At 66.2% G+C, this 19210-nt stretch carries 21 protein-coding genes; 9 read left to right on the forward strand and 12 right to left on the reverse strand.

All coding sequences use genetic code 11. The features are described from left to right. Positions 1 to 121: 121 nt before the first annotated feature. The 3 genes from ACZ48C_RS20425 to ACZ48C_RS20435 all read right to left on the reverse strand — a co-directional run bounded on the left by ACZ48C_RS20425 (position 122) and on the right by ACZ48C_RS20435 (position 3993). Entirely contained in the window at positions 122 to 1132 is a 1011-nt protein-coding gene (locus ACZ48C_RS20425; RefSeq protein WP_464783867.1) for a ligase-associated DNA damage response exonuclease, read from the reverse strand. Between the two features lie 50 nt (positions 1133 to 1182). Next, positions 1183 to 1629 (reverse strand): MarR family winged helix-turn-helix transcriptional regulator, encoded by a 447-nt coding sequence (locus ACZ48C_RS20430; protein WP_464783868.1) that lies wholly within the window; start codon positions 1627 to 1629, stop codon positions 1183 to 1185. A 63-nt stretch (positions 1630 to 1692) separates the two neighbouring features. Beyond that, complete coding sequence (locus tag ACZ48C_RS20435; protein ID WP_464783869.1) at positions 1693 to 3993, reverse strand: putative bifunctional diguanylate cyclase/phosphodiesterase; 2301 nt, start codon at positions 3991 to 3993, stop codon at positions 1693 to 1695. Between the two features lie 232 nt (positions 3994 to 4225). Here ACZ48C_RS20435 and ACZ48C_RS20440 point away from each other — a divergent pair, with 232 nt between their 5' ends. Next, positions 4226 to 5596, forward strand: coding sequence for a TIGR03808 family TAT-translocated repetitive protein (locus ACZ48C_RS20440; protein WP_464783870.1), 1371 nt, complete (start codon positions 4226 to 4228; stop codon positions 5594 to 5596). A gap of 95 nt (positions 5597 to 5691) precedes the next feature. On the opposite strand, the gene ACZ48C_RS20445 is transcribed toward ACZ48C_RS20440, so the two are convergent. Both ACZ48C_RS20445 and ACZ48C_RS20450 read right to left on the reverse strand, forming a co-directional pair. Next, positions 5692 to 6192, reverse strand: a complete 501-nt coding sequence (locus ACZ48C_RS20445) for a copper chaperone PCu(A)C (RefSeq protein ID WP_464783871.1) — start codon at positions 6190 to 6192, stop codon at positions 5692 to 5694. Positions 6193 to 6299: 107 nt separating this feature from the next. Beyond that, positions 6300 to 6671, reverse strand: a complete 372-nt coding sequence (locus tag ACZ48C_RS20450; RefSeq protein WP_464783872.1) for a hypothetical protein — start codon at positions 6669 to 6671, stop codon at positions 6300 to 6302. A gap of 216 nt (positions 6672 to 6887) precedes the next feature. Between ACZ48C_RS20450 and ACZ48C_RS20455 the strand changes: the two genes are divergently transcribed. Then, positions 6888 to 7547 (forward strand): glutathione S-transferase family protein, encoded by a 660-nt coding sequence (locus ACZ48C_RS20455; protein ID WP_464783873.1) that lies wholly within the window; start codon positions 6888 to 6890, stop codon positions 7545 to 7547. On the opposite strand, the gene ACZ48C_RS20460 is transcribed toward ACZ48C_RS20455, so the two are convergent. Further along, a complete protein-coding gene (locus ACZ48C_RS20460) occupies positions 7507 to 8448 on the reverse strand; it encodes a LysR substrate-binding domain-containing protein (protein ID WP_464783874.1) in 942 nt (313 codons plus the stop codon). The genes ACZ48C_RS20455 and ACZ48C_RS20460 overlap by 41 nt on opposite strands. A 103-nt stretch (positions 8449 to 8551) precedes the next feature. Here ACZ48C_RS20460 and ACZ48C_RS20465 point away from each other — a divergent pair, with 103 nt between their 5' ends. Further along, complete coding sequence (locus ACZ48C_RS20465) at positions 8552 to 8749, forward strand: hypothetical protein (protein ID WP_464783875.1); 198 nt, start codon at positions 8552 to 8554, stop codon at positions 8747 to 8749. A gap of 53 nt (positions 8750 to 8802) precedes the next feature. Then, positions 8803 to 9147: an MmcQ/YjbR family DNA-binding protein gene (locus tag ACZ48C_RS20470; RefSeq protein WP_424548109.1), complete on the forward strand. Its 345-nt coding sequence runs from the start codon at positions 8803 to 8805 to the stop codon at positions 9145 to 9147. A 12-nt stretch (positions 9148 to 9159) separates the two neighbouring features. On the opposite strand, the gene ACZ48C_RS20475 is transcribed toward ACZ48C_RS20470, so the two are convergent. After that, positions 9160 to 9555 (reverse strand): VOC family protein, encoded by a 396-nt coding sequence (locus ACZ48C_RS20475; RefSeq protein ID WP_464783876.1) that lies wholly within the window; start codon positions 9553 to 9555, stop codon positions 9160 to 9162. Positions 9556 to 9664: 109 nt separating this feature from the next. Continuing rightward, the gene (locus ACZ48C_RS20480; protein ID WP_464783877.1) at positions 9665 to 10030 is read right to left on the reverse strand and encodes a DUF4406 domain-containing protein; all 366 of its coding nucleotides are present in this window, start codon (positions 10028 to 10030) and stop codon (positions 9665 to 9667) included. A gap of 101 nt (positions 10031 to 10131) precedes the next feature. Between ACZ48C_RS20480 and ACZ48C_RS20485 the strand changes: the two genes are divergently transcribed. Then, positions 10132 to 10887, forward strand: a complete 756-nt coding sequence (locus ACZ48C_RS20485; RefSeq protein WP_464783878.1) for a DeoR/GlpR family DNA-binding transcription regulator — start codon at positions 10132 to 10134, stop codon at positions 10885 to 10887. Here ACZ48C_RS20485 and ACZ48C_RS20490 read toward each other — a convergent pair whose 3' ends face one another. Next, entirely contained in the window at positions 10888 to 11895 is a 1008-nt protein-coding gene (locus tag ACZ48C_RS20490) for an asparaginase (protein ID WP_464783879.1), read from the reverse strand. A gap of 81 nt (positions 11896 to 11976) precedes the next feature. Between ACZ48C_RS20490 and ACZ48C_RS20495 the strand changes: the two genes are divergently transcribed. Further along, positions 11977 to 12714, forward strand: a complete 738-nt coding sequence (locus ACZ48C_RS20495) for a DUF3750 domain-containing protein (RefSeq protein ID WP_464783880.1) — start codon at positions 11977 to 11979, stop codon at positions 12712 to 12714. A 74-nt stretch (positions 12715 to 12788) separates the two neighbouring features. Further along, on the forward strand, positions 12789 to 13214 hold the full coding sequence (locus ACZ48C_RS20500; RefSeq protein ID WP_464783881.1) for a GFA family protein: 426 nt from the start codon (positions 12789 to 12791) through the stop codon (positions 13212 to 13214). An 18-nt stretch (positions 13215 to 13232) separates the two neighbouring features. Here the strand turns inward: ACZ48C_RS20500 and ACZ48C_RS20505 are convergent, their stop codons facing one another. Then, positions 13233 to 14096: a sigma-70 family RNA polymerase sigma factor gene (locus ACZ48C_RS20505; RefSeq protein ID WP_318912705.1), complete on the reverse strand. Its 864-nt coding sequence runs from the start codon at positions 14094 to 14096 to the stop codon at positions 13233 to 13235. A gap of 108 nt (positions 14097 to 14204) precedes the next feature. Between ACZ48C_RS20505 and ACZ48C_RS20510 the strand changes: the two genes are divergently transcribed. Together ACZ48C_RS20510 and ACZ48C_RS20515 are read left to right on the forward strand one after the other, a co-directional pair. Then, positions 14205 to 14663, forward strand: coding sequence for a carboxymuconolactone decarboxylase family protein (locus tag ACZ48C_RS20510; protein ID WP_424548103.1), 459 nt, complete (start codon positions 14205 to 14207; stop codon positions 14661 to 14663). A gap of 106 nt (positions 14664 to 14769) precedes the next feature. After that, positions 14770 to 16194, forward strand: coding sequence for an MFS transporter (locus ACZ48C_RS20515; protein ID WP_464783882.1), 1425 nt, complete (start codon positions 14770 to 14772; stop codon positions 16192 to 16194). A gap of 6 nt (positions 16195 to 16200) precedes the next feature. Here ACZ48C_RS20515 and ACZ48C_RS20520 read toward each other — a convergent pair whose 3' ends face one another. Beyond that, positions 16201 to 17202 (reverse strand): NAD(P)H-quinone oxidoreductase, encoded by a 1002-nt coding sequence (locus tag ACZ48C_RS20520; RefSeq protein ID WP_464783883.1) that lies wholly within the window; start codon positions 17200 to 17202, stop codon positions 16201 to 16203. A gap of 95 nt (positions 17203 to 17297) precedes the next feature. Then, complete coding sequence (locus tag ACZ48C_RS20525; RefSeq protein ID WP_464783884.1) at positions 17298 to 19088, reverse strand: EAL domain-containing protein; 1791 nt, start codon at positions 19086 to 19088, stop codon at positions 17298 to 17300. Positions 19089 to 19210 lie beyond the last annotated feature (122 nt).

Consider the following 19210-nt stretch of genomic DNA (forward strand, 5'->3'; position numbering starts at 1 on the left):
AAGGGGGGAGATTGAGATGTGGCAGCGCCTTGCCCCCAACCGATCTCCCCCCTTGTGGGGGAGATGCCCGGCAGGGCAGAGGGGGGTGTGCCGCAAGGTTGACGCCGAATGCCAAACACCATCAATCCCCCTCGTCCTCATAGCCCACCAGATGCAGCGGGCGCGCCGGAACGCCGGCGAGCTCGCACCAGCGCACCAGCGCCTCCTCGCGGCCATGCGTCACCCAGACCTCCTGCGGCGCAAGCTCGCGGATCGTCTCGGTCAGTTCCGGCCAGTCGCAATGGTCGGAGATGACGAGCGGCAGCTCGACGCCGCCCTGCTTGGCGCGCTGGCGCACCATCATCCAGCCGGAGGCGAAGGCGACGAGCGGTTCGTTGAAGCGCCGCGCCCAGCGGTCGGCGAAGGCCGAGGGCGGGCCGACGATGACGGCGCCGCGGAAATCGGCGGGGCTGCTCTTCTCGATCGTCGCGGGGCGCAGGTCGCCGAGATCGATGCCGCGGCTGACATAGTAGTCGCACAGATGGGCGAGCGAGCCATGGATATAGACCGGCGCATCGTAGCCGCAATCGCGCAGCAGGCGGATGACGCGCTGCGCCTTGCCGAGCGAATAGGCGCCGAGAAGATGGCTGCGCTCGGGAAATTGCCGGAGCGAGGTCAGGAGCTTGCCCATCTCGGCCTTCGGCTCGGGGTGGTGGAAGACCGGCAGGCCGAAGGTCGCCTCGGTGATGAAGATATCGCAGGGCACCGGCTCGTAGGGCGTGCAGGTCGGGTCGGCGCCACGCTTGTAGTCGCCCGAGGCGACGATCCGCATTCCGTCCTTTTCGACGGCGATCTGCGCCGAGCCCAGCACATGGCCCGCCGGATGGAAGGAGACGGTGACGCCGGCAAGGTCGATGCGCTCGCCGAAAGCGGCCGCCTGCATGGAACCGCAGAAATCCCCGCCGTAGCGGATCGCCATGATGTCCAGCGTTTCCCGCGTCGCCAGCACCGCGCCGTGGCCGGCGCGGGCATGGTCGGAATGGCCGTGGGTGATCAGCGCCCGTCCGACGGGGCGGATCGGATCGATGTAGAAATCGCCTGCGGGGCAATAGAGGCCGGCGGGCGCCGGACGAAGGAGCTGGTCGGGCTTCATGACGGGAAAGATAGGCGTTTTCGCGCCGTCTGCCAGTGGGAGGCCGGCTTCTATGCGATCGCCAGCATCCCCGCCCGCAGTGCCTTCATGTCGACGGCGGAAAGCTGGGCGTCGACCTTCTCATGCGTTTCCTTCCAGATGGGAAAGGCCTGTGTAAGCAGACCGCGACCGTCCGGTGTCAGGCGCAGCAGACGGCCGCGGCGGTCGCGCGGGTCGGGTTCGACGGTGACGAGGCCGCGGCGTTCGAGGGGCTTGAGGGCGGCCGTCAGGGTGGTGCGGTCCATGGCGAGCACAGCGGCGACCGGCCCCATGGGCGGCGGCTCGGGGCGGTTCAGCGCCATCAGCAGGGAAAACTGGCCGTTGGTCAGGCCGAGCGGGCGCAGCGCATCGTCGAAACGGCGGGCAAGCGCCCGCGCCGCGCGCTGGGCATGCAGGCACAGGCAATGATCACGGACGAAAAGCGTGGTCTCGAAGGGAATCATGACATCATCGGACATGATTCTTACTGTTGATATCAACATAACAAAGTCAAGAGGCACGCGCGGAAAGCGCGAAGAATATCAGAGACTGGGAATGCAGAGGAGCGCCTGGAGCGCGCGGGGATCGACGGGACGGCTAAGGTAGAAACCCTGGATCTCGTCGCAGCCCGCCTCGCGCAGAAAGTCGATCTGCTCGCGCGTCTCCACCCCTTCGGCGATGACGCGAAGCTGCAGCGAATGGGCGAGCGAGATGACGGCGCGGGCGATGGCGGCGTCGTCGCCGTCATCCGGCAGATCCTGCACGAAGGAACGATCGATCTTCAGGCGGCCGACGGGAAAGCGCTTCAGCGAGGCGAGGCTGGAATAGCCCGTACCGAAATCGTCGATGGCGAGATGCACGCCAAGCTGCTCCAGCCGGTGCATGGTCCCTACCGCCTGCTGCACGTCCTCCATGATCATGCTCTCGGTCAGCTCCAGCTCGAGATAACGCGCCTCCAGCCCGCTTTCCGAAAGGGCGGCGGCAACGCGCTCCACCCAGTCCTTCTCCTGGAACTGCCGGGCCGAGACATTGACGCTGACGACGATGGACGGCAGGCCGGCATCCTGCCATGCCTTGTTCTGCCGACAGGCCTCGCGCAACGTCCAGTCGCCGATCGGGCCGATAAGGCCGGTCTCCTCGGCAAGCGGAATGAAATCGCCGGGCGCGACGAGGCCGCGCTCGGGATGGCGCCAGCGGATCAGCGCCTCGACGGCGAAGATGCGGCCGGTGGCAAGGTCCATCTGCGGCTGGTATTGCAGGAAGAGTTCGGATCGGGCGAGCGCGCGGCGCAGTTCCTCCTGCTGCACCAGCTTCTCATGAGCGCGGTTGGCGAGCTCGGCGGTGAAGACCTGCACGGCATCGCGGCCAATCTCCTTGGCGCGGTACATGGCGGCATCTGCCCTTGCCAGGAGCTCGGTGGCGTTGCGGCCGTGCTCGGGATAGGCGGCGACACCCATGCTGCAGGTGACCTGGAAGGCGCGGCCCTCGATCTCCACCGGCTCGGCTACGGCATTGCGCACGGCATGCAGGCGATCTTCCACCGTCTCGCCCCGGCGCATCGCACCGCTGATCAGCACCACGAACTCGTCACCGCCGAGGCGCACGATGCTGTCACTCGCCCGCACGCAATTCATCATGCGCGTCGCGACGATCTTCAAAAGCTCGTCGCCGGCATGGTGGCCGAGGCTGTCATTGACCAGCTTGAAATTGTCGAGGTCGAGGAAGGCGAGCGTCATGGTGCCGCCGCACTCGTCCGCCGCCTCGATGGCGGAGGCGACGCGCTCGTCGAGCATGCTGCGGTTCGGCAGGCCCGTCAGCGTGTCGTGGTGGGCCATGAACTGGATGCTGTCTTCCGCCTCCTTGCGCTCGATGGCGATGCCGGCGATATGCGTCGCCATGCCGACGAGCTTGGTGCATTCGGCGGAAGGCTCGCCCGGCGTTCGGGAATAAAGCGCGAAGCTGCCCAGCACCTTGCCCTGATAGGAGCGGATCGGCGAAGACCAGCAGGCACGGAAGCCGTAGGGCAGGACCAGCGCCTTGAAATTCGCCCAGAGCGGATCGGTCGCGATATCGCTGACGATGACGGGCTCGCCCCGCCACATGGCCGTGCCGCAGGAACCCGTGGCCGGGCCGATCTCCGCGCCCTCGATCAGCTGGCAGAAGGCCGGGTCGAGGTTCGGCGCTGCGCCATTGACGATATGCCTGCCATCGGGCGCCAGCATGAGGATCGAGCCGGTGACATCGGGCACATGGGCTTCGATGAGCAGGATAAGAGAGGAGAAAACCTCGACCAGCGGCGCCCCGAGCGCAATCATCTTCAAAAGGTGCGCCTGACCGAGATGCAGGCTTTCCGAGCGCTTGCGCTCGGTGATGTCGCGGGCGATGCCGACGATGCCGATCACGTCGCCGCTGGCATTGTGCACCGGCAGCTTGGAGGTGAGCAGCCATTTGAGCGTGCCGGAAGAATCGCGGACCAGCTCCTCCATGTCGAGCATGGCCTTGCCGGTGCGGATGATCTCCTGCTCGGTGTTGAAGAAGCCGCGGGCGACATGCTCGGGATGGATGTCGAAATCGGAAAGCCCCTCCAGGCTGTCGATCCCTTCCCGGAGGTTGTCGCTCACGATGGCGCGGTTGGCCACGACGAACCGGCTGTTGCGGTCCTTGAAATAGAGATAGTCCGGAACCTCGTCGATCATGGCCTCGAGCCAGAGGGTCCGGTCGTTCTGCGCCACCGCCAAGGGGAAGAGACGCGCTGCCTCGTCGATGAGGCGCTGGCTCGCGGACATCAGGCGCGCCGTCTCGTCGGCGTCCTCATTGCCAAGGTGGGACAGTTTCATCGACATGGATGCTGCAATTCCCCAACGCAAGGATCGACACGGCGGGTCGCAATCTCTCTCCGGACACCTGAAGCTACACCCGAAGTCGTTATCCAACCTTAAAGGAAACCGGCGAAATGCGAGTGATCCGGCATTCTTGCGGGACAAAAACAACCCAGGCGGGCAAGTCGAAAAGCGTGCCATTCCTGCACAGATCCGGCTGGCACGGTTCCTGCTCCTCCGGCAGCAAGGAGCTTGCATGGTTACCAGACGGTTATTTCTTTCGAGTCTCGGTCTCGGCGCGGCGGGCATCGCCACGACGGCCGCGGGCGAGGCGCAGCGGCTGCCGGTGATCGACGTCGACCTGCGCGGCAGCATCGACGCGGCGACGCACGGCATCCGCCCCGGCGCCGGCGACCGCAAGAGCAAGGCCTTCGCCAAGCTGCTGCGCGAGGCCGCCGCGAAGAACACGCCGGTCTTCCTGCCGCCCGGCGACTACGTGATCTCGAACATCGCGCTGCCGGACAATACGCGGATCACCGGCGTGCCGGGCGCGACCCGCATCGTCTATGGCGGCGATGGTCACCTCTTCGCCGCCGACGGCGTCGGGCGGATCGAGCTTGCCAACCTCGTTATCGACGGGGCCAACCGCTGGCTGGACGACACGGTGCAGGGCCTCGTGCATCTGAGCAACGCGGCGACCGTCACCATCGAGAACTGCGAGATCAGGGGAGCGTCGAAGACGGCGGTCTATCTCGAGCGCTCGGGCGGGCGCATCGAGCGCAACCGCCTTTCGGGCGCCGCCGACCATGCGCTCCTTGCCGTGGAGAGCCATGACCTCTCCGTCGCGGGCAACCATGCCTTCGACTGCGGCAATGGCGGCATCCTGATCCATCGCTGGCAGAAGGGCCGCGACGGCACCATCGTTTCCGGCAACCGGATCGCGCGCATTTCCGCGACGCGCGGCGGCACCGGCCAGTACGGCAACGGCATCAACGTCTTCCGCGCAGACGACGTGATGATCTCGGGCAACCATATCTCCGGCTGCGCCTTCTCGGCCATCCGCTCCAATGCCGGCTCCAACGTGCAGATCGGCGGTAATACCTGCCTCGACAGCGGCGAGACGGCCATCTATTCGGAATTCGGCTTCGAAGGCGCCGTCGTCACCGGCAACCTCGTCGACGGCGCGGCCAACGGCATCGCCGTCGTCAACTTCAACGAGGGCGGGCGGCTTGCGAGCATCACCGGCAATGTCGTGCGCAATCTCAGGCTCGAAGGGCCCTATGTGCATGACGGGGCCGGCTTCGGTTTCGGCATCGCCGTGGAGGCCGACACCGCCGTCTCGGGAAACACCGTCGAGAACGCGGCGAAATGGGGGCTGATGCTCGGCTGGGGGGCCTATATGCGCGGCCTCGTCGTCAGCGGCAATCTCGTGCGCAAGAGCCCTGTCGGCTGCGGCGTGACGGTGGTGGAGCAAGCCGGCTCGGCGCTGATCTCCGGCAATGTCTTCGAGGAAACGCCAGAGGCGGCCATCGCCGGCTTCCGCTGGAACGAGCGCGTCACCGGCGACCTTGCAAAGGACGGGTCACCGCAAGGGCATCTGACGATCGAACGGAACCGGACGGGCTGAGCCCGTCCCGTAATGCGCCCCTCCTTCTTGCCCGAACGGAGAGGCGCCATGGTGGATGAGGGGGCATCCTTCCGCACGCTCCCTCATCCGCTTTGTCAGCCGCCGTGGGCTTCGTGGCCGCCTGATGCGTCCCCGCCCCGCTTAGCGGCGGGCTTTGCGGCCTCGATCTTGAAGTCCACGTCGAGCTTGCCGGCCTTTTCGAAGTTCAGCGTCGCCTTGAAGGTCTCGCCCTCCTTGAAGGGATGCTTGATCTTCATGAACATGACGTGGAGGCCGCCGGCCTTCAGCTCGACGGTGGCGCCGGCGGGGATTTCGATGCCTTCAGGCAGATGGCGCATCTTCATCACGTCGTTCTCCATGGCCATTTCATGGAGCTGCACGTCGTCGGAAACGTCCGGCGCGGCGATGGAAACGAGGCGGTCGGCTTCAGTACCCTTGTTGGTGATGGTCAGGAAACCGCCGCCGACGGGCTGGCCGGGAAGGGTCGCCCTGGAGGCCGGATGATCGACCAGCAGGTTTCCGACCATGAACTCATGGGCGAAGACGGCGGAAGCGGAAAGCGCGAGCGCGGCGAGGGTTGCGAGAATGCGTTTCATGGACATGTCCTTTGTGACGTCTGTATCGGAAGAGGCGCGACGGACACACGAGGTCCGCCGAGCCGGATTTCCAGCGCAAGGCGGCAAGCCGTCGCGCGGGCGGTCGATCAGGCGGACAGGAAGGGCGGAGCGCGGGGCGGAGCGCCAGGGCGCTCGCGGCGGGGATGAAGCGCCTCCTCCCCGAGCGGAAGGGCTGAGACGCGGCGGAAGGCGAGCGCGGCACCGACGGCATCGGACGGCGTGGGCATCAGGAGGCTGCCGCCGATGCGGCAGGCCTCGCATTTGGTCGACAGATGATGCCTGACCTTGCCGTCGACATGGTCATTGAGGCAGATGTCGCCGATCGTGCCGTCCGGCAGGACGTATCGGGAAAGCTCGAAGACGTTCGGTCCCGCGGCAGAGACCGGCTGGTGCGCAAAGCCGACGAACAGCAGGGCGACCGCGCACAGAATGCGCAGGCAAAGAACCCGGCCTGTCATGCCTCGTGCCATCGTGCACCCCCAACCGCGTCAATGCGGATATTTCGCCATTAGCCCCCTGCCCCCGGAAGGTCAATGCGGCAAGAAGCCCCCGCCATCACCACAATTCATGGATCGATCAGGCGCGTGCCCTACCTTTCGGTCCGGCCGCCGCCTAAGGTGACGACATCGCCCGTCTCGTTCCAGCAAAGCCGGACGGCCGCTCAGGAGGATTTCATGCTGACGATCTATGGCGTCTACCGCTCCCGCGCCTCGCGCAACTACTGGATGGCGGGCGAGCTCGGCCTTTCCTTCGCCTCCGTGCCGGTGATCCAGGCCCGGCGCATCGACGACCCCACGGCGGCGGATGCCCCGCTCAACACGCAATCGCCGGATTTCCTCTCGGTGAACCCGACCGGCCTTATTCCCTGCGTGGACGACGGCGGCTTCGTGATGACCGAGTCGCTGGCGATCAACCTCTACCTCGCCCGCAAGCACGGCGGCCCGCTTTCCGGTCAGACGCTGACGGAAGAGGCGGAGATGCTGCAATGGACGATGTGGGCGGCGACCGAGGTCGAGCCCCATGCGGTGAAGATCGTTCTGACGATGGATGCCAAGGCGGCCGAGAGCGAGCAGGGCCGCCTTGCGATCCGCGGCGCCGTCAAGGCGCTGAAGAAGAGCTTCCGGCGGCTCGACCAGCATCTTGCCGCCAGCGGCCATGTCGTCGGCGGCCGCTTCACCGTGGCCGACCTCAACCTTGCCGAAGTGTTCCGCTACGCGATGAGCCAGCCGCAGCTCTTCGACGAGGCGCCGCATGTCAAGGCGTGGCTAGCGGCCTGCCAAGCGCGCCCGGCCTTCAAGGCGATGATGGCCGCGCGGCTGGCCGAGCCGGAATGATCGAGCCGGCAAAGCCGTCCGCATCCTCCGCCATCGCCGCGCGCAGCCAGCGCTTGAAGGCCGAGACCTTGCGCGGCTCCGGCACCCCCGGGGCCGCGACGAAGTAATAGCCCATGCCGGTTTCCACCCGGATCGGGAACGGCGCGACGAGCCGGCCCTCCTTCAACGCCCAGGAGGCGAGCACCGGATAGGCAAGTAGCACCCCCTGCCCCGATAGGGCCGCATCGAGGCAGAGCGAGGCATCGGAAAAGACGTGCCGCGCCCGCGGCGGCGGCACGTCGAGCCCCGCCGCCTCCAGCCATCGCTCCCAGGTGAAAGGGTCGTGCCCGTCAATGACGGCCGGCTGCTCGGCAAGGTCCTGCGGCGCGCGCAGGCTCTCAGCCAGCGCCGGCGCGCAGACCGGGAACATCACCTGCGGCATCAGGAACTCCGCCGTCACGTCCGGCCAGTTGCCCGGCCCGACGCGGATGCCGAGATCGACATCCGAACGCGCCAGGTCGACGAGATTCGTCGTCGCCTCGATGCGCAGGCCGATATCCGGATGGACGGCGCTGAAACGGTCGATGCGGTGGATGAGCCAGCGCGAGGCGAAGATCGGCGCCACCGAGATCGTCAGGATATCGTCGTCGCGCCGCCGCGTGGTGGCGACGGCCTCGGAGAGCTGGCGGAAGCCGGCCGAAAGCCGCGCGAGGAAAGGCCCGCCGAAATCCGTCTCGCGCATGCCCCGGGCGGTGCGCTCGAAGATCGTGCGGCCAAGCTGCTCCTCCGCCTTGATGACCTGCTGGCTGACCGCCCCGACGGTGACGCCCAGCTCTTCCGCCGCCGCCTGTAGCGAGCCGAGCCGGCCGACCGCCTCCAGCGCCCGCAGGCCGTTGAGGTGCACGCGGTTGAGGTTCTTCATATAGATTTCCTATATCCTTCTCTTGAACTACTCGATTGCGGAACCAGAACGAAAGCGCGATTATCAATCATACTCAATCGTAACGAACCGCGAGGAGAAGGCAATGTTCAAGATTTTCTCCAGGCTTACCGGCGCCCTTCTGGCGAAGATCGACGCGACGGAGGCACCGGTCTGGATGCGCGATCCGCTCGCCCATCCCGAAATCGAGGCCATGGATTCGCGCCGGCTCGGCGACCTGCCGTTCGGCCTGTTCCGCATGCCGGCCGAGGCCGGCCCCTGCCGCCGCGGTCGCCCCGCCTGATCCTCCCTCGAACATCCGCCCTCCCCGGTCTATGCTGGTCGGGGAGGATTTTCATGCCGGATGAAAAGGATCTGCTGTTCGCCCGTCTTCAACGGCTCTGCGAAGACCTGCCGGGCGTCGAGGCCGGCACATCCTACGGCACGCCCGCGCTCAAGGCGGGCGGCAAGCTCTTCGTGCGCGTCAAGGACGCCGGAACGCTGGTGCTGATGGCGCCGATGGACGAGAAGGAGCGCCTGATCGAGATGGCGCCCGGCACCTATTACGAAACCGATCACTATAGAGGCTGGCCGGCCCTTCTCATTCGCGCCGCGGCGATCGACGATGAGGACCTGCGCCGCCGGCTTGCCGAGGCCTGGCATTTCAAGGCCCCGGCGAAGCTGCGCAAGATGCGCGACTGAAGGCGCCGTCGATCAGCCGCCCGACTGGTCCATATGCATGAACTCCCAGACATTGCCGTTGATGTCCTGGAAGGAGCAGCCGTACATCGGGCCGAATTCGATATTCGGCTTCCATTCGCGCCCGCCGGCGGCGAGCGCCTTGGCCTTGAAGTCATCGACTTCCTGGCGGCTGACGGCGGAAAAGCAGGTCAGCACCTGCGTCTGTTGCTCCGGATCGCCGACCTTGCCGGTCACGAACTGCGCGAACTTCTCCTCCGTCAGGTGCATGACGAAGACATTCTCGTCCACCACCATGCAGGCCGCCGTGTCGTCGCTGAACTGCTCGTTGAAGGTGAAGCCCAGCGCGTTGAAGAAGCGGCGGGTTGCCGGCAGGTCCTTGACCGGCAGGTTGACGAAAATCATGCGCATGGAAGTCCTCCAGAGTTTGTTGGATGCGGGGCCCGCCGGCGGCGGATCGACCCGTCATGCCACAAGGACGTAACGGGCCGCCTCATCCCGACAAGGGACTTGCAAAAAATTATGCGGCCGCCACGCAGCCCGGCACATCCTCCAGCCGATACCAGACCGGAATGCCCCGTTCCCGGGCGATGCGCACGTCATTATCCGCCCCCTTGGAATCACCCGGCAGGCGCAGCACGCCCTCGCACAGCGCCAGCAGGCGATGGGCCACGGGATGGAAAATCTCCTCGTAGAGGGCATCGCCCACGGCCTTTCCGCCCGCGGCATTCCATACGGGCAGCGCCACCCATTCGCCGATCATCGGCACATGGCCGGCCTTGAACAGCGCATGGGACGGCGCTTCAAGCCGCTTCAGGTTCTCCGCCATCTTTACGGGATCGTCTCCGGTGCCCGAGCGATAGGGACCGGCAATCAGGATCAGCATCGTTTGACTCCTTACAATGGATGCACGAAATATCCGGAATATTCTGGATATTTTCCGAAAATTCGTGTACTTTCGCGCAGAGTCAAGACGGAGCGTGCATTATGCTGACAAGCCAGAGAAAGGCCCTGATCACCCGGCGCCTCATGCAGGATGGGGAGATCGTCGCCAAAACGCTGGCGGCTGAGCTGGGTCTTTCGGAAGACACGATCCGGCGGGACCTGCGGGAAATGGCGGCGGAAGGCCTGCTGAAACGGGTGCATGGCGGGGCGCTGCCGCTCTCCCCGCTGCTGCCGGATTTCGCTGCGCGCCAATCGGTCGCGACGGACGAGAAGGCAGCCCTCGGGGCACGGGCGGCGGCGATGGTGGAGCCGGGACAGGTGATCTTCCTCGACGGCGGCACGACGACCGCGGCGCTCGCCCGGGCGCTGCCCCGCACCTTCGCCTTCACGGTCGTCACGCACAGCCCGACGATCGCCTGCGAACTGGAACGCCACCCGACCGCCGAGGTCGTGCTCGTCGGCGGCCGGCTCTACAAGCATTCCATGGTTACGACCGGCGCCATGGCGCTCGATGCGATCAGGGGATTGAAGGCGGATCTCTACTTCATGGGCGTCACGGCCGCCCATCCCACGCACGGCCTCACCACCGGCGACATGGAGGAAGCCGCTACCAAGCGCGCCATCGCCGAAAACGCCGCCGCGACCTGGATATTGCTGACGCGGGAGAAAATCGGCAGCGCCTCGCCCTGGAAGATCATGCCCCTCACCGCCGCCACCGGCCTCATCATGCCTAGCGGCATAGAGCCGGAGACGTTGGCGCCCTACCGGGAGCTGGGGCTGGATATCACCGAGGCCTGATCAGGCTGCGAACGCGTCCGTCACGCGGATGTCGCCGACGTGGATGCCGTTCCAGTTGGACATGGAGCGGTTGGCCATGGCCATCAGCGCCGTATGGACGGTCGGCTCTTCGGTGAAGAAGCGGGCGAGCGTGGCCGCGACCATGCTCTCCGCGGCACGCGTCGTGCCGTCGTCGCATTTGAGGGCGATGGCGATGCCCTTTTCCGGGATGGCGGCGCAGAAGACGCCCTCGGCGCCGGTCTTGGCGAAGATGCGCCCGGGCGCGGCCTCCATCAGGCGGGTGCAGGCCCTGCGCGTGCCGGCGACGTAGAAGGGTTCGGCCATGCAGGCATCGATCAGGCGGCGCGAGGCCTTCGCGCGCACAGGGGCGAGGCCGACGCCGGTCGCCATCTTCGCGAAGCCGTGGGCGAGGCTCTTCAGCGGCACGGCATAGGTCGGGATCGAGCAGCCGTCGGTGCCGCAATTATCAACCGCGAGCGCCGCGCCTGTCAGGCTCTCCATGACGCCGCGGATCTCGGCCTGCACGGGATGCTCGTAGCGGACATAGCCTTCGAGGTCCTTGCCGGTGTGGCAGGCGGCGCAGACGAAGCCGGCATGCTTGCCGGAGCAATTGTTGTGCAGCGCCGTCGGATGATCGAGAAGGCGCGCCTGATTGATGAGGACCGGCTGCTCGAAGGACCAGTGCGAGCCGCATTCGAGCACGCTTTCATCCACGCCCGCGGCGGCGAGCATGGTACCGGCAAGGCGCACATGCGCCGGCTCGCCGCTATGCGAGGAACAGGCCAGCGCCAGTTCCCTGTTGCCGAAGACATGGGCGTCCGCCGCGCCGCTCTCGATCAGCGGCAAAGCCTGCATGGCCTTGCAGGACGAGCGCGGGAAGACGCCGGCATCGATATCGCCCTGCGAGAACACCACCTTGCCATCGCCGTCCACGACGACGACCATGCCGCGATGGCGGCTTTCGACGAGATCGCCGCGCGTGACTTCGACAAGGACGGGGTTTGCCATGATCGTGCCCTCAAATTTCCGATTTCCGCTGCGGTATTATCCGAAATTCACGATCCTGCCCACTCGGTTTCGGAGCCGCCCATGAAATTGCTGAGGAACGTCCTTGTCCTCTTTCTCGTGATCTATCTCATGCCGGCGCTCGGCGCGGCGGGCTACTGGTACATCAAGGACCGGCCGGCGAACTGGCGGGAGGCGGACTGGTCCTCCGCCGGCATCCTGCCGAAGCCGAGGGACGCTCCGCAGGCGACCATCCACATCTTCTCCGCCGCGACGGGCGGCATGAAGGGAGCGGTGGCGAGCCACGCCTGGATCGTCACCAAGGAAGCGAACGCCCTGGCCTACAACCGCTACGACAAGGTGGGCTGGGGCACGCCGGTGCGCAAGAACGCCTATGTGCCCGATGCCTACTGGTACTCCAACACGCCACGCGTGGTGGTCAGCGTCAGCGGCGAGGAAGCGGCCCGGCTGATCCCGAAGATCGAAAAGGCAATTACCGCCTATCCCTATTCGAAGCCCGGCGCCTACCGCATCTGGCCGGGACCGAACTCCAACACCTTCGTCGCCCATGTGCTGCGCTCCGTGCCGGAACTGGGCGTCGTCCTGCCGCCCGATGCCGTGGGGCGCGATTACCTGCCGGAAGGCAGGCTCTTCGCCATCGATGCCGACGGCCGGGACGTGCATGCGACGCTCTACGGCCTCCTCGGCATCTCGGCCGGCGTTCGCTCGGGGCTGGAGCTGCATATCATGGGCCTCGTCGCCGGTGTCGATCTGGCGCGGCCGGCGATCAAGATACCGGCGATCGGGCGGATCGGGATCTAGCGGGCGCTGGACATGCCGGCGTCATCAACCGATTGTAAGCCGCAACACGGTTGAGGCAGGAGCGAAAGGCAGCCATGAGCGACGAGAGAAAACAGCACACGGCGGCCTGTCACTGCGGCACCGTCCGGTTCCGCGTGCGGCTGACGGACGAATTCAACACGGTCCGCCGCTGCTCCTGTTCCTACTGTCGCATGCGCGGCGCGATTGCCGCCTCCGCAGCGCTCGCGGATATCGAATTCGAGCAGGGCGAAGACAACCTGACGCTCTACCAGTTCAACACCGGAACGGCGAAACACTACTTCTGCAGGACCTGCGGCATCTACACCCACCACCAGCGCCGCTCCAACCCGAACCAGTTCGGCATCAACGTCGCCTGCATCGAAGGCATCAGCCCTTTCGACTTCGCGGCTGTGGAGGTGATGGACGGCGTTTCCCATCCTTCGGATTCCGGCGCCGGCCCGCGGGTCGCCGGAATCCTCCGGTTCGAGCCGGCGGCCTGACGCCGCCGGCTTGCGGCATCAAAGATACGCCACCTCCATGGCGGCGATCCGCGCCGGGTCCGCGATCGATTCGATCTCGACGATCCGGTCGCCCTCCACTTCCATGAGCACGACCACCTTGAGCTGGCCACCGAGAATGACGGCAAGGCCGAGAGCGCCGTCGATGAGCGCGAGCCTCGCGGCGGTCGCCTTGCCCTTGAAGGTGGTGGCGACGGCCTGCGCGCCGGTGATCTCGGCCAGCGAACCGAGCCGCACCGCATCGGCATCCGCATGGAAGACGACTTCCGGGTCGAGCACCGCGAGCAGGCCCGAGAAATCGCCGTCGCGCGAGGCGGCGAGGAAGGCGGCGACGACGCCCTTGCGGCGCTCGTAATCGGCCGACGGCGTTTCCGGCAGGCCCTGCACGCGGCGACGGGCGCGGCTTGCGAGCTGGCGGGTGGCGACGGGCGAACGATCCACGATGCGGCCGATCTCCTCGAAGGGCACATCGAACATGTCGTGCAGCACGAAGGCGAGGCGCTCGGCAGGTGTCAGGCGCTCCAGCACAACGAGAAGGGCAAGGCCGACGCTATCGGCCAGCGCCGCCTGCTCATCGGCGCTCGCGGCCGGATCGGCATGCTGCATCTCTCCCTCGTCGCCATCGATCGGATCTTCGCGGCGCCTGCCGCGGGCGCGCAGCATGTCGAGGCAGATGCGGCCGACGACCGTGGTCAGCCAGCCGGACGGATTATCGATGCCCTCGCCCGCGCGCTGCAGGCGCAGCCAGGCCTCCTGCACCGCATCCTCGGCCTCCGCGCGCGAGCCCAGCATGCGGTAGGCGACGGCGCCGAGACGCCCCCGTTCGGCCTCGAAACGCTCGGCCCAGAATTTTTTCTCGCTCATCGGTCACACTCCTTCGTCCAGCGGCGTCATGGCCATGACGAACGAAGCCGCACCGGTGTGACAGGGCTCGCAACCGTCGACGCGAAAATCATTGCAAGGAGCAACAAAATGCAATCCCGTATGAACAACATCGTTACCGTTCTCCCCGATGTCATGACCGCCATGCAGGCGCTGCAGGGTGCCGCACAGACATCCGGCCTGCCGGAAAAGACCGCCCATCTCGTCCATCTGCGCGCCAGCCAGATCAACGGCTGCGGCTTCTGCGTCGATCTTCACCCGCGCATGATGAAGAAGGCCGGCGAGACGGACCGGCGCATCCTTTCCGTCGCCGCCTGGCGCGAAGCTCCGTTCTATACGGATGCGGAACGCGCCGCGCTGGCGCTGACCGAGGCGCTGACGCGCATCGCCGATCGCGAGGAGCCGGTTCCGGACGCGATCTGGAACGAGGCCGCCCGCCACTATGACGAAAAGGCCCTCGCCGCCCTCGTCGTGGAGATCGCCGCGATCAATGTGTGGAACCGCTTCAATGTCGCGACGCGACAGATCGCCGGTGAATGGAACCCGTAAGAGCGCCTTTCGCCACCCCGTTTCAGTGAAAAGTCACGGCTTGAACTACAGTTTGGGCCGTGCCACCTCTGCCTCAACCTCTTTTTGCATCGCAAGGCCGCATTCCATGTCCGATAGCGTCGTCACCCCGAAGGAAGCCGCGCCGCGGCTTTCCAGCCTCTTCCGCCGCGCCAGCCTGTTCGGGACATTGATGCTCGGCGGCGGCATCATGCTGCATGCGGTGGAAACCTACATCACCGCGACGCTGATGCCCTCCATCGTGCGCGACATCGGCGGCCTTTCGCTCTTCGCCTGGGCGACGACGATCTATGTCGCGGCGTCGGTGCTCGGCTCCACCTTCGTCGCCGTCCGGCCGGAACGCGTGACGCTGAACCGCTGCTATGTCGCAGGCGCAGTGCTGTTCGGCATCGGCAGCCTCGTCTGCGCCATCGCGCCGACCATGGAGACGGTGCTCGTCGGGCGCGCCGTCCAGGGGCTCGGCGCGGGCTTCCTCGTCGCGCTCGGCTATGCCTTCATCCGCTTCGTCTATCCCGAGCCGCTGTGGAGCAGCGCCTCGACGCTCTATGCCGCCGTCTGGGGCATCGCGACCTTCCTCGGTCCCACCATCGGCGGCATCTTTGCCGCCGGCAGCGCCTGGCGCGAGGCCTTCGCGCTGCTCGTGCCGCTGTCGATCGTGATGGCGCTCGCCGCGCCGAAGCTGCTGCCGTCTGGCGAAGGCGAGCGGGTGACGACGAAAACGCCCTTCGCGCAGATCCTCCTGCTGGTGGCGGCCGTGCTCGTGCTTTCGCTCGCAAGCTCAGTGACCGGCGAAGCGCTGCGCGCCCTCCTCGCGGTCGCCGCGGTTGCCGGCGTCGTCGCCACCGTCGCCATCGAGCGGCGGGCGGAGGCGCGGCTGCTGCCCGCCGGCACGATCCGCCTCGCCTCGCCGCTCGCCCGCGTCTACCTCATCATGCTGATGCTGCTGGTGACGATCTGCTCGGATATCTACATTCCCTATTTCCTGCAGGTGCTGCACGGCGTCACGCCCATCGTCTCGGGCTATCTCGTAGCGCTCCTGGCGCTCGGCTGGACGACGGCGGCCTTCACCACCGCGCGGCTCAAGGGCCGGAGCGCCAACCGGGTGATCGTCGCGGGCGCGGCGGTGGAGGCGTTGGCGACGGCCATGCTGATCTTCGCGCTCGCCCGGCACAATCCCGAAAGCGAGTTCCTGGTGCTGGCGACCGCCACCCTCTTCATCTTCCTCATGGGTTTCGGCATCGGCATGGGCTGGGCGCATCTCGTGACCCACGTCCTGCATCTTGCGCCGGCCGGCGAGACGGACAAGGCCTCGGCGGCGATCACCACCATGCAGGCGCTGGGCGCCGCCTTCGGCGCGGCCCTTGCCGGCATCATCGTCAATTCGACGGGTCTGCTTCATCCGGGCGGCGTTGCGGGCGCGCTGACGGCGGCGCACTGGCTCTACGGGCTGCTGGCGCTTCCCGCAGCCGTCGCGATCCTCTTCGCCCTCCGCCTGCCGCATGAGGGCGGCTGATCCGGCTCAGCCGAAGGTCAGCACGATCTTGCCGATATGGTCGCCCTCTTCCATCATGCGATGGGCGGCGGCGGCCTCGCCATAGGGCATGACGGCATGGATGACCGGGGCAACGCGCCCCTCCTCCAGCAGCGGCCAGACCTTTTCCAGCAGTTCGTCGCGGATCGCCCGCTTTTCCGCCGCCGTGCGCGGGCGCATGGCCGAGCCCATCACCCGCAGGCGCTTGAGCATGATGGGGGCGAGGTTCACCCGCTCCACCACCGCCCCGCCGAGGAAGGCGATGATCGACAGGCGCCCGTCGCGGCCGAGCGACTTCAGATTCCGCTCGAAATAGGCCGCGCCGATCATGTCGAGGACGACATCGACGCCGGCCTTGCCCGTCTCCTCAGCGATGACGGCGGCGAAGTCCTCGCTGCGGTAGTTGATGGCGCGGCTCGCGCCGAGGTCGAGGCAGGCCTTGCACTTCTCCTCAGAGCCCGCCGTCGCGAAGACGCGCGCGCCGAGGGCGGCAGCAAGCTGGATCGCCGTCGTGCCAATGCCGCTGGAGCCGCCGTGGATGAGCACGCTTTCGCCGGCCTTCAGCTCCGCCATCATGAAGAGGTTCGCCCAGACGGTGAAGAAAGTCTCGGGCAGCGCCGCCGCCTTCACGGCGTCGAACCCCTTCGGGAAGGGCAGCGCCTGTGAAGCCGGCACCGCGCAATATTGCGCATAGCCGCCGCCATTGGCGAGCGCGCAGACCCTGTCGCCGAGCGCATGGCCGGTGACGCCCTCGCCGAGCGCGACCACCTCACCGGCAATCTCGAGGCCGAGGATGGGGCTGGCATCGGGCGGCGGCGGATATTCGCCCTTGCGCTGGAGGACGTCCGGCCGGTTGATGCCAGCCGCCTCGACGCGCACGAGGATTTCACCGGCGCGCGGCTCAGGGGTCCTGCCCTCCGTCACCGCCAGATTGTCAGGGCCGCCATGCTCGCTGAGCCCGACATAGGACATGGTCGATGGAACTGACATGGCTTTCCTTCCCGCGCTTCACGTAGAACTTCAATTCGACGGTTCTAGCCCAAAGCGTGTTTCTTTTGAATCGGTTCCGGAGGAAAGTTGAATCGTCACTCCAGCGTGGAGGAGAGGATGAGGCCGGCATCGCTGCCCTTGGCGGCGGCCTTGAGCGCGGCGATGCGGCTGCTGATCTGCGCCGCCTCGCCGATCATGTCGCCGAGCGGCACGACGAGCACTACGGCCGAGCAGCGCATCAATGGAAAGCTTGTGGCATTGCCCGCCCGGTCGTGGCCGCGGATCTCACCGATGAGCCGATCCTCCGGCGAATAGAGCGAGCGCACCTCGCGGGCGAAATCGGCAAGCAACCGCTCCAACGTTTCCCGCACAGCCTCGACCGGCCGGCCGCAGATGCCGGCGAAGAAATCGTCGCCGCCGACATGGCCGACGAAGACATCCTCGCCGACGAATTCGCGGCGCAGCAGCGAGGCGAAGAGCGAGATCGCAAGGTCACCCTTGTGGAAGCCGTAGTGATCGTTGAACGGCTTGAAATTGTCGAAGTCGAAATAGCACAGGCACCGGAGCTGGTCGCCGTCGAGCGCCTTGTCCTGCAGATAGTCGCGGATCGAGCGGTTGCCGGGAAGGCCGGTCAACGGATTCTGGTCTTCCGCCGTCTTCAGCCGCTTCTCGTTGATGATCTTCAGGAGCGACGAGGCCGAAAGGATGCCGGCATAGCGCATGTTCTCCGTCAGGATCACGCATTCGTTGCCGCCCATGCCCGTGAAGACGTCGAGCAGCTGCTCGGCTGGCGTATCGAGATCGGCGATGGGCGCGGCGGTGACGAAGTGCGACAGGCTCTTCTGGTAGAGCCTGTTCTTCAGGAGATCGCGGCCGAACGGGTGATAGCTCAGTTCCTTGACGTGATATTCGTGCAGGATGCCACGCGGCTCGTCATTGGCGTTCAGCACCGGGAAGAAGGTGCGCTTGGGGTCGCGGCGGAAGAACTCGAAGACCGATTCCAGGCTCTCGTTCTCGCGCAGCACCGCGACATGCTCGATCTCACGGCGGATGAGGATGCTGTCGAGCGTGCGGGAATTGCGGCGCGTGCCGCCGGCGCGGGTAACCTGCGCATAGACGGGGCTCAGCGCCGAGAAATCCGTGACCGGACGCGAGACGAACCAACCCTGAACGAGATCGCAGCCCGCCTCGCGGCAGGCGACGAACTCCGCCTCGGTCTCCACGCCCTCCGCGATGACGCGGATGCCGAGAACATGGGCGGCGTTGACGGTGTTGCGCACCAGATGGCGCTTGCGCGCATCCGCCTCCATGCCGGAGATGAAATGGCGGTCGATCTTGAGATAGTCGACCGGGTGATCGCAGAGCAGTTTCAGGCCGTTATGGCCGACGCCGAAATCATCGATGGCCAGCTTGAAGCCGGCAAGGCGCAGCTTGCGCACGAGGATGGCGAAATCGGGCAGCGTATCGTTGTCGAAACGCTCGGAAATCTCGAAGCAGATCGAGGAGGCCGGAATGCCGGCGCGGTTGAGGTGCCCGACGAGGCGCTCGACGAGATCGGCGCCCTCAGGCACGAGGCGGGAATCGAGATTGATGAAGAGCGTGCGCGAGCGGAAATCCGGCAGGGCGGCGAAGGCGGCAATGGCGCGGCTGTTGACCATGTGCTCGAGCGCCATGAGCTGGCCCGCCTCATACGCCCGGTCGATCAGGTCGAGCGGGGAGCGGAAGCCGAGGCGGTCGAAGCCGCGCATCAGCGACTCGTAGCCGAAGACCGCACCGGTGGCCGTTTCCACGATGGGCTGGAATGCAGTCTCGATCACCAGCTTGGCGAGCGTGACGATCTCGCCATCGCCGAAGCGTCGAAGGGCTAGCAATTCGGCGGCGGACATGCGTGGCTCCGGGGCGTGAACGATGCCGCGAAGTCTCCGCCCGTATCCCTGAAGAATCCGTTTCCTCAGTATGACAATTTCATGAAAGTTCAATAACTACAAGGAGTTGAAAAAGAACACGC

The sequence above is a fragment of the Shinella sp. 1A1 genome, assembly GCF_055379515.1.

Coding starts and splice junctions, on each gene's coding strand:
- ACZ48C_RS20425 (WP_464783867.1), bottom strand. CDS start 1,132: ATGAAGCCCGACCAGCTCCTTCGTCCGGCGCCCGCCGGCCTCTATTGC.
- ACZ48C_RS20430 (WP_464783868.1), bottom strand. CDS start 1,629: ATGTCCGATGATGTCATGATTCCCTTCGAGACCACGCTTTTCGTCCGT.
- ACZ48C_RS20435 (WP_464783869.1), bottom strand. CDS start 3,993: ATGTCGATGAAACTGTCCCACCTTGGCAATGAGGACGCCGACGAGACG.
- ACZ48C_RS20440 (WP_464783870.1), top strand. CDS start 4,226: ATGGTTACCAGACGGTTATTTCTTTCGAGTCTCGGTCTCGGCGCGGCG.
- ACZ48C_RS20445 (WP_464783871.1), bottom strand. CDS start 6,192: ATGAAACGCATTCTCGCAACCCTCGCCGCGCTCGCGCTTTCCGCTTCC.
- ACZ48C_RS20450 (WP_464783872.1), bottom strand. CDS start 6,671: ATGACAGGCCGGGTTCTTTGCCTGCGCATTCTGTGCGCGGTCGCCCTG.
- ACZ48C_RS20455 (WP_464783873.1), top strand. CDS start 6,888: ATGCTGACGATCTATGGCGTCTACCGCTCCCGCGCCTCGCGCAACTAC.
- ACZ48C_RS20460 (WP_464783874.1), bottom strand. CDS start 8,448: ATGAAGAACCTCAACCGCGTGCACCTCAACGGCCTGCGGGCGCTGGAG.
- ACZ48C_RS20465 (WP_464783875.1), top strand. CDS start 8,552: ATGTTCAAGATTTTCTCCAGGCTTACCGGCGCCCTTCTGGCGAAGATC.
- ACZ48C_RS20470 (WP_424548109.1), top strand. CDS start 8,803: ATGCCGGATGAAAAGGATCTGCTGTTCGCCCGTCTTCAACGGCTCTGC.
- ACZ48C_RS20475 (WP_464783876.1), bottom strand. CDS start 9,555: ATGCGCATGATTTTCGTCAACCTGCCGGTCAAGGACCTGCCGGCAACC.
- ACZ48C_RS20480 (WP_464783877.1), bottom strand. CDS start 10,030: ATGCTGATCCTGATTGCCGGTCCCTATCGCTCGGGCACCGGAGACGAT.
- ACZ48C_RS20485 (WP_464783878.1), top strand. CDS start 10,132: ATGCTGACAAGCCAGAGAAAGGCCCTGATCACCCGGCGCCTCATGCAG.
- ACZ48C_RS20490 (WP_464783879.1), bottom strand. CDS start 11,895: ATGGCAAACCCCGTCCTTGTCGAAGTCACGCGCGGCGATCTCGTCGAA.
- ACZ48C_RS20495 (WP_464783880.1), top strand. CDS start 11,977: ATGAAATTGCTGAGGAACGTCCTTGTCCTCTTTCTCGTGATCTATCTC.
- ACZ48C_RS20500 (WP_464783881.1), top strand. CDS start 12,789: ATGAGCGACGAGAGAAAACAGCACACGGCGGCCTGTCACTGCGGCACC.
- ACZ48C_RS20505 (WP_318912705.1), bottom strand. CDS start 14,096: ATGAGCGAGAAAAAATTCTGGGCCGAGCGTTTCGAGGCCGAACGGGGG.
- ACZ48C_RS20510 (WP_424548103.1), top strand. CDS start 14,205: ATGCAATCCCGTATGAACAACATCGTTACCGTTCTCCCCGATGTCATG.
- ACZ48C_RS20515 (WP_464783882.1), top strand. CDS start 14,770: ATGTCCGATAGCGTCGTCACCCCGAAGGAAGCCGCGCCGCGGCTTTCC.
- ACZ48C_RS20520 (WP_464783883.1), bottom strand. CDS start 17,202: ATGTCAGTTCCATCGACCATGTCCTATGTCGGGCTCAGCGAGCATGGC.
- ACZ48C_RS20525 (WP_464783884.1), bottom strand. CDS start 19,088: ATGTCCGCCGCCGAATTGCTAGCCCTTCGACGCTTCGGCGATGGCGAG.